Here is a 9379-nt window from a genome sequence, read left to right on the forward strand (position 1 = left end):
GGGGACCACGATGAGCACCACCACGCACTCCACCACGCACTCCACCGCACCGGACCTGCTCCGGACGATCAACTCACTGCCCGCCAAGCGCCGCCGGGCCCTGATCGCGCTCCTGCGCGAACAGGGCGTCGACCTCACCGCCCTCGGCCGGATCGACGACGTCCCGCTGCGGGCCCGTGACGACGACGGGCCCGTGCAACTCTCGTTCGCCCAGCAGCGGCTGTGGTTCCTGGCCCAGCTGGACGGCAGCAGCGCCGCTTACAACATCCCCGTCGCGACCCGGTTGAGCGGCCCGCTGGACCGCCCCGCCCTGCGGCGCGCCCTGGCCGAGCTGGTCCGCCGCCACGAGGCGCTGCGCACCCGCTTCGCCGACCGCGACGGCGTCCCGCACCAGCTGATCGGCGACGGCTGCGACTTCGCCGTCGCCGAGGCCGACCTCGGCGACCCGGCCGAACTGGCCCGGATCTGCGCGGGTGAGGCGGCCACCGCCTTCGACCTGGAGCACGACCCGCTGATCCGGGTCCGGCTGCTGCGCGAGGCCGAGCAGGAGCACGTGCTGCTGATCACCATGCACCACGCCGTGTCCGACGGCTGGTCGGTCGGCGTCCTCATCCGCGACCTGAGCGCCCTGTACGAGGCGTTCGCCGCCGGACTGCCCTCGCCGCTCGCCCCGCTGCCCGTCCAGTACGCCGACTACGCGCACTGGCAGCGCCAGTGGTTGCAGGGCGCGGAACAGACCCGGCAGACCGCCTACTGGAAGGAGCAGCTCGCCGGGATCGACCCGCGGCTGACCCTGCCCGCCGACCGCGAACGCCCCGCGGTCAAGACGTACCGGGGGGCCCGGATGGGCTTCCTGCTCCCGCCCGACCTGCTGGCGCGGCTGCGCGAGGTCGCCGCGCGGCACGACGCGACCCTCTACATGACGCTGCTGGCCGCGTACTCCGTCGTCCTGAACCGCTACACCGGCCAGAGCGACATCGCCGTCGGCACCGTGGTCGCGGGACGCAACCGCATCGAGGTGGAGGGGCTCATCGGCTTCTTCGCCAACACGCTCGTCATGCGCGCCGACCTGTCGGACGACCCGGCCTTCCCCGAGCTGCTCGCCCAGGTCAAGCGGACCGCGCTGGCCGCCTACGACCACCAGGACGTGCCCTTCGAGGCGGTGGCCGACGCCCTCCAGCTGGAGCGCAGCCTCAGCCACTCGCCGGTCTTCCAGACCATGCTGGTGCTCCAGGAGGCGCAGACCGAGCGCACGGCGCGGCTCGGTGAACTCCTCGTGTCGGCGATCGAGTTCGACCTCGGCGTCACCAAGTTCGACCTCACCCTCGACCTGCGCGAGACCCCGGACGGCCTCGCCGGGACCGTCGAGTACAACACGGACCTCTTCGACCCGGACACCATCCGCCGGTTCACCGGCCACTTCGGCGAGCTCCTCGGCTCCCTCACCGCCGACCCCGGGGCCCGGCTCTCGGGCCTGTCGCTGCTCGACGAGGCCGAGCGGGAGCAGGTCGTCCGGGGATGGAACGACACCGACCGCCCGTTCTCCGCCGACCGCTGCCTGCACGAACTCTTCGAGGCCCGCGCGGCCCGCCACCCCGGTCGGACCGCGCTCGCCGACGCCGACCGCACCTGGACCTACGCCGAGCTCAACGCCTGGGCCAACCGCATCGCCGACGCCCTGCGCCGCAGCGGAGTGGGCCCGGACACCCTGGTCGGCCTCAGTGCGGAGCGGTCCGCCGAGATGGTGGCCGGGATCTACGGCATCCTCAAGGCCGGCGGAGCCTACATGCCGATCGAACCGTCCTACCCGGCGGCCCGCATCGAGGACCTCGTCGAGAGCTCCGGCGTCCGCGTGGTCCTCACCCAGCCCCATCTGGACCCGGCCCCGCTGCACGGCGCCGCCGACCTGTTCACCCTCGACCGCGACGGCACGGTCCGCGACCGGGCCGGCCACGCGGCCGAGGACCTGTCCGAGGCGGACCTGCCCGCCGCCGCGCTCGGCCTCGGCCCCGGCAACCTGGCGTACGTCATCCACACCTCCGGCTCCACCGGCCGCCCCAAGGGCGTGATGATCGAGCACCGGGCGGCCGTCAACCGCATCGAGTGGATGCAGCACGAGTACCGGCTCGATCAGGACGACGTCGTCCTGCAGAAGACCCCCTACAGCTTCGACGTCTCGGTGTGGGAGTTCTTCTGGCCGCTGCTCTTCGGCGCCCGCCTCGCCGTCGCCGCGCCCGGCGGCCACAAGGACCCCGCCTACCTGGTCTCCGCGGTACGGGAGTTCGGGGTGACCACCCTGCACTTCGTGCCCTCCATGCTGCGCTCCGTCGTCGCGGAGCCCGACTGGTCCGCCTGCGCCTCCGTGCGCCAGGTGTTCTGCAGCGGCGAGGCCCTGCCCCCGGAGCTGTGCGAGCGCCACTACGAACGCCACCCCGCCCCGCTGCACAACCTGTACGGGCCCACCGAGGCCGCCGTCGACGTCAGCCACTGGACCGTGCCCGCCGGGCCGGCCCCGCGCCTGGTCCCCATCGGCCGCCCCATCCAGAACATCCGCCTGTACGTCCTGAACGAGGCCCTGCGCCCCCAGGGCGTCGGCTGCGTCGGCCAGCTGTACATCGCCGGTACGGGCCTGGCCCGCGGCTACCTGCACCAGCCGGAGCTGACCCGCGAGCGGTTCGTACCGGACCCGTTCGCGACGGACCCCGACGCCCGCATGTACCTCACCGGGGACCTGGCCCGCTGGTTGCCCGACGGCACGCTGGAGTACCTCGGCCGCGCCGACGACCAGGTCAAGCTCCGCGGCTTCCGGATCGAGCTGGGCGAGATCGAACACCGGCTGACCGAGCACCCCGCGGTCCGCGCCTGCGCCGTCATCGTCCGCGAGGACCAGCCCGGCAGCCCCCGGCTGGTGGCCTACCCCGTCCTCGGCGACGACGTCGCCCCGGCGGCGGACGAGGCCGCCCTGCGCGCCGAGCTCGTCCGGCACCTGGAAGCGACCCTGCCGGAGTACATGGTTCCCGGCGCCTTCGTCGTCCTCGGCGAACTGCCCGTCACCGCCCACGGCAAGCTCGACCGCCGGGCCCTGCCCGTCCCCGACATCGAGGCCTTCGCGCAGCGGGAGTACACCGCCCCGGCCACCCCCACCGAGCGGCTGCTCGCCGGCCTGTGGGCCGAACTCCTCGGCTTCGACGGGGACCGGATCGGCGCCGGCGACAACTTCTTCGCCCTCGGCGGCCACTCGCTCCTCATCACCGTCCTGGTGGCCCGCCTCGCCGAGCACGGCCTGCGCGCCTCCGTGCGCGCCGTCTTCGGCGCCGCCACCCTCGCCGAGCTCGCCACCGCGCTGGACGCGGCCGAGCCCGCCGAGACGTACGAGATCCCGCCGAACGCGATCCCGGCCGGCTGCGAGCGGATCACCCCGCAGCTGCTGCCGCTGGTCGAGCTCACCCAGGAGCAGATCGACGCGGTCACCGCCACCGTCCCCGGCGGAGCGGCGAACGTCCAGGACATCTACCCCCTGGTCGCCACCCAGGAGGGCATCCTCTTCCACCGCCTGCTGGACCCGGACAACGACCCGTACCTGGTCTCGACCCTCTACGTCGCCGAGGACGAGGCCGCCTGCGCCGCCTTCACCCGCGCCCTGCAGGCCGTCGTCGACCGGCACGACGTCATGCGCACCGCCGTCGTCACGGACGGCCTGCCCGCACCCGTCCAGGTCGTCCACCGCACCACCACCCTGCCCGTACGCCGACTGCTCCTCGACCCGGGGCGGGACGCCGAGCAGCAGGCCCTCGCCCTGCTGGAGCAGCCCGACAACCTGGAGATCGACCGGGCCCCGCTGCTGCGGCTGACCGTCGCCGAGGACCCCGGCTCCGCCCGCCGCTACCTGCTGCTGAGCGCCCACCACCTGATCGAGGACGCCACCTCGCTCCGGCTCACCCTGAACGAGCTCGCCCTGCACATGGCGGACCGCGCCGACCTCCTGGCCCCGCCCGCCCCGTACCGCGACTTCGTCGCCCACACCCGGAGCCGGCAGGCCGACGCCGACGCGGAGGGCCACTTCCGCGCCATGCTCGGCGACGTCACCGAACCGACCACCCCCTTCGGGCTGACCGACGTGCACGGCGACACCAGCCGGGTCCGCCGGCTGCGCCGCGCCCTGCCCGACGCCCTCACCCGGGAGATCCGGACCCAGGCCCAGCGGCTGCGGATCGGCCCCGCCAGCCTGTTCCACGCGGCCTGGGCCCGCGTCGTGGCCGCCACCAGCGGGCGCGACGACGTCGTCTTCGGCACCATCCTGTCCGGCCGGCTCCAGGGCGTGCCCGGGGTCGAGCGGATGCTCGGCAACTTCATCAACACCCTGCCCCTGCGGACCCGGCTGGCCGAGCGCACCGTGCGCGAGCTGATCGCCGACGTCGACACCGGGTTGAAGGACCTGATCGACCACGAGCAGACGCCGCTCGGGCTGGCGCAGCGCTGCAGCGCACTGGCGGGCGACGCGCCGCTCTTCAGCGCCGTCGCGAACTTCCGCCACTTCGAGGCCGGGCACGGCGAGGCCGCCGAGGCCCTCACCGACGGCCGGGGCGTGCGCTTCCTCTCCGCCGCCGACGGCATCAACTACCCCCTCGTGGTCTCCCTGGACGACTTCGGCACCGAGCTCTCGCTGGACATCCAGGCCGACGCGCAGGTGGCGTGCGAGGCCGTCGCCGACTACCTGGAGAGCGCACTGGCCGGCATCACCGCCGCCCTCGCCGACGGCGACGGCGCCCGCACCGCCGCGCTCGACGTACCGGTCCTGCCCGCGGCCGAACGCCACCGGCTGCTCACCGAATGGGCCGGGCCGAAGGCGCCCGTCACCGACGTCCCGCTGGGGGAGCTGATCCAGCGGCAGGCGGCCCGCACCCCCGCAGCCCTCGCCGTCAGCGCGCCCGGCGGTGACGAGTTGACGTACGCGCAACTCAACGAGCGGGCGAACCGCCTGGCCAGGGTCCTCATCGCCCGCGGCGTCGGACCCGGCTCCTTCGCGGGCGTGTCGCTGCCCCGCGGCAGCCTGGCGATCGTCGCCTTCCTCGCCGTCCTCAAGTCCGGCGCGGCCTACCTGCCCATCGACCCCGAGTACCCGCAGGACCGGATCGACTTCATCCTCGGCGACACCGGGCCCGCGGTGGTCCTCACCGACCGGGCCACGGCCCCCGCCCTGCCGGGCGCCCCGCTCCTGGTCCTGGACGACCCGGCCACCCGGGCGCTGCTCGCCGACGCCGCGGTCGACGATCCCCGGCCGCGGGAGCGCACCGGCCCGCTGACCCCCGAGACGCCGGCCTACGTCGTCTACACCTCCGGTTCCACGGGACGGCCCAAGGGCGTGGTCCTGCCGGCCCGGGTGCTGACCAACCTGCTCGCCTGGTCCCGGTCCGTCTTCCCGGCCGAACCGGGCTCGCGGGTGGCGCAGTTCGCCGCGGTCAGCTTCGACATGTCCGAGTACGAGCTGCTGAACGCCCTGCTGCACGGCAAGACCCTGTGCGTGCCCGCCGCGGACGTCCGGGTGGACCCCGCCGAGCTCGCGCGCTGGCTGGAACGCGAGCGGATCACGGAGTTCTTCGCCCCCAACGTGGTGATCGCCGCCGTGTACGAGGCCGCCACCGCGCAGGGCCTGGAACTCACCGCCCTGCGCCACGTCCTGCAGGCCGGCGAGGCCCTCCAGCTGACCGCGCTGGTGCGGCGGTTCCACGCCGACCGGCCGTGGCTGCGGCTGCACAACCAGTACGGACCCTCCGAGACCCACGTGGCCACCGCCGCGACCCTGCCCGAGGACGTCGGCGCATGGCCCGCCGCGGCGCCGCTGGGCCGCCCCGTCGCCAACACCCGCACCTACGTCCTGGACGACCGGCGCCGCCCGGTCCCGGTGGGCGTGGCCGCGGAGCTCTACCTCGCGGGGACCTGCCTGGCCCAGGGGTACCTGGGCCGGCCCGACCTCACCGCGGAACGCTTCGTCGAGGACCCCTTCGGGGCCCCGGGCGAGCGCATGTACCGCACCGGAGACGTGGCCCGCTGGCTGCCGGACGGCACCCTGGAGTACCTCGGTCGCGCCGACGACCAGGTCAAGGTGCGCGGCTTCCGGATCGAACCCGGCGAGATCGTGAACGCCCTGCACGCGCACCCCGCCGTGCACAGCGCCGTCGTCGTCCCCCGGGCCTCGGGAGACACCACCACCCTGGTCGCCTACGCCCGCCCCACCCCCCAGTGGCTCGACGGGGCGGCCCGGGAGCAGGACGCCGTCCACCTCGACCGGTGGCGGCGGACCTTCGACGAGAGGTACGCCGGCTCCGCGGCCGTCGACCCCGCGCCGCCCGCGGCCGGCGGGGCGCGGGGCGCGCTCGCCCGCGCCGTCGAGGACCTGCGGCCCAAGCGCCTGCTGGAGATCGGCTGCGGCACCGGCGACCTGCTGCGGCACTACGCCGAGGAGTGCGAGGCGGTGCACGTCGTCGACGTCAGCGCACCGGCCCTCGACGCCGTCCGCCGACTCGCGGAGCGCCGCGGCTGGACCCACGTGTCCCTCGTCCACGGTGACGCCCTGAGCGTCGCCGAACCCGCGAACGGCCCGCTCGCCGGCGCCCGGTTCGACACGATCGTCCTCGACTCGGTCGTGCGGTACTTCCCCAACCGCCCCTACCTGGAGGAGACGCTCGCCCGCCTGCTGCCGCTGCTGGAGGAGGGCGGGCGCATCCTGATCGGCGGCGTCCGCAACCTCGACCTGTTCCCGGCGCAGCTGTGCGCCGCCGAGCTGGCCGACTCCTGCGCGGGCACCACCGCCGGGGCACTGCGGGCCCGGGTGCAAGGCCGCCGCCGGGCGGAGTCCGAACTCCTGCTGAGCCCCAGCTGGTTCGCCGCCCTCACCGAGCGGTTCCCCGAGCTCGGCGCCGTCGACCTGCTGCTGCGGCGCGGCGCCGGTGACGGCGAGGAGCTCGCCCACCACTACGACGCGCTGCTCACCAAGGGCGCCACCGCCACCGCTCCGGACCCCGGCCACCCCTGGCTGGTGGCCGACGGCCCGGCCGCGCTGCGCGCGCTGCTCGCCGGCGGCGCGGGCGCGCTCCCCGAGCGGTTCGGGGTCAGCGGGCTGACCAACCCCCGGGTCGCCGAGGACGTCCGCCTCCACGAGGACCTGGCCCGCTGGCCCGCCACCCGCGAGGTCCCCCTGCCGCCACACGGGGCAGGACTGTCCGCGCAAGCCGCCGAAGGGGTGCGGGAGCTCGAAGACGTCCTGAGGTACGCCGAGTCCCTCGGCCTCCGGGTGGCCGCCACCTGGTCCCAGGACCGGCCGGATGGCCTGGACCTGGTGTTCGGCCGGGGCGAGCTGCCCCGGGTGCGGGCGCGTTCCCCCTACCGCGCTGCCCAGCAGGCGAGCTCCCCGCAGCTCGGCCTGCTCGGTCCGGCGATGGCACGGATGCTGAAGGAGCACCTCGCCGGTTCGCTGCCCGAGTACATGGTCCCCAGCGCCTTCGTGATCCTCGAAGAGCTGCCCCTGACCTCCAACGGCAAGGTGGACAAGCGGGCGCTGCCCGCCCCCGGCGACGACGACGTGGCCAAGGGCGAGTACGTCGAGCCGCGCACCGACGCCGAACGGACCCTGTGCCGGATCGTCGGCGAGCTCCTCGGGGTCGGCCGCGTGGGCCTGCGGGACAGCTTCTTCGACCTGGGCGGGCACTCCCTGCTGGCCACCCGGCTGACCCTGCGCGTGAAGCAGGAGACGGGCGCAGAACTCCCGCTCAAGCTGGTCTTCACCGGTGCCACGCTGGAGCAACTGGCCGCCGCGGTCGCGCAGTCCGCCACGGACCGGGCCACCGCGCGTGCGGACGGGCCCGGCCGGGCGCGGACCGCGCCCCCGCTGGTCCCGGTGGAGGGCGCCACGGCGGTCGGCGCGCGGGCCCCGCTGGCCCTGCAACAGCGGGACCTGTGGTTCCTGAACCGCCCCGGCCACCTCGCCGAGGCCCACGACAACGTGCAGCTGGCCTTCCGGATCGACGGCCCGCTCGACCGCGGTGCCTTCACCAGCGCGGTCCGGGCCCTGGTCGAACGGCACCCGATCCTACGCACCGGCTACACGGAGCACGAGGGGGTCTGGACCCAGCAGGTCCACGCGGCGGCCGGGTTCACCGTGCCGGTGCTGGCGGCCGGGGACGAGGAGGAGGCCGGGGCCTGGGCCGCGGCGGAGCGGCTGCGCCCGTTCGCACCCGGCGCCGGAACCGCCCTGCGGGCGCACCTGATCGCACTGTCGGAGCACGCGCACGTCGCCGTGCTCACCCGGCCGTGGGGCGTCTTCGACGGTTGGTCGGTAAATCTGGTCCTGGCCGAGTTGATGGATTCCTACCAGCAATCGGTCGGCGGCCGGGAACCGCGGCGGGCCGCACCGGCGCTGTCGTACGCCGATTTCGCTCACTGGCAGCAGTCGGCCGTTGACGCTGCGGAGTTGGATCGGCAGCGGGAGTACTGGCGCGGCCGCCTGGTCGGACTGCCCGCTGTCACCGCCCTGCGCACCGACTACCCGCGCGGCCCGGTGAAGACGTACCAGGGCTCCTCGGTCCCGGTCCGCGTCCCGGCGGGGACGGCCGACGGGCTGCGGCGGCTGGGCCGCGAGCGCGGCGCCACGCTCTACATGAGCCTGCTGTCGGCGTACGCCGTCCTGCTGGGCGGGCGCACCGAAGAGCGTGAACTGGCCGTCGGAACGGCGGTCGCCAACCGACCCGGGCCCGAACTGGAACAGGTCGTCGGCTACTTCACCAACACGTTGGTGATCCGGCTGGACGTGGACCCGCAGCGCTCCTTCAGCGAGCTGCTCGCCGACGCGGGGGAGGCCACGGCCGACGCCCACGACCACCTTGACCTGCCCTTTTCTGATCTGGTGCGCTCCCTGATCGCGGAGTCGGACCCGGCGCACTCCCCGTTGTTCCAGGTGATGTTCAACCTGCTGCCCGCCCCCGCCGGGGAGCCCGCCGCCGCCCAGGACGGGCCGGGGACGGAGCCCGGCGGGCTCGCCGTCCGGTACCTGCCGGCCCGGCCGGGCACCACGAAGTTCGACCTCAACCTGGTGCTCCAGGACGCCGACGGCGCCCTGGAGGGCTACCTGGAATACAGCACGGACCTGTTCGCCCGGGGGACCGCGGAGCGGTTGGCCCGGGGGTACGAGCGACTGCTGGACGCGATCGCGGCGTCCCCGGACACCGCCCTGGCACGGCTGCGGGAGGCCGCCGCCAGGTCCTGACGTCCGGCACGTGAGTAGGTTTTCGGCCACCCCCGATGCGGGGGTGGCCGAAAGTCGTGGGCGAAAAGTCGGAAGGATTGGCTCCGGACAAAGCGGTCAGGGAAAGATCATTCTCTGATC

General features: G+C 74.4%; 1 protein-coding gene. It reads left to right on the forward strand.

Going from position 1 to position 9379, the window contains the following annotated elements:
* Positions 1 to 10: 10 nt before the first annotated feature.
* On the forward strand, positions 11 to 9259 hold the full coding sequence (locus ACIBEA_RS15065) for an amino acid adenylation domain-containing protein (protein ID WP_399260852.1): 9249 nt from the start codon (positions 11 to 13) through the stop codon (positions 9257 to 9259).
* Positions 9260 to 9379: the final 120 nt, after the last annotated feature.

It is taken from the genome of Streptomyces sp. NPDC051555, from assembly GCF_044454405.1.
Lineage (GTDB): Bacteria > Actinomycetota > Actinomycetes > Streptomycetales > Streptomycetaceae > Streptomyces.

Bases quoted from the DNA above. Each gene is read 5' to 3' on its own strand.
- ACIBEA_RS15065 (WP_399260852.1), top strand. From the start codon at position 11: ATGAGCACCACCACGCACTCCACCACGCACTCCACCGCACCGGACCTG.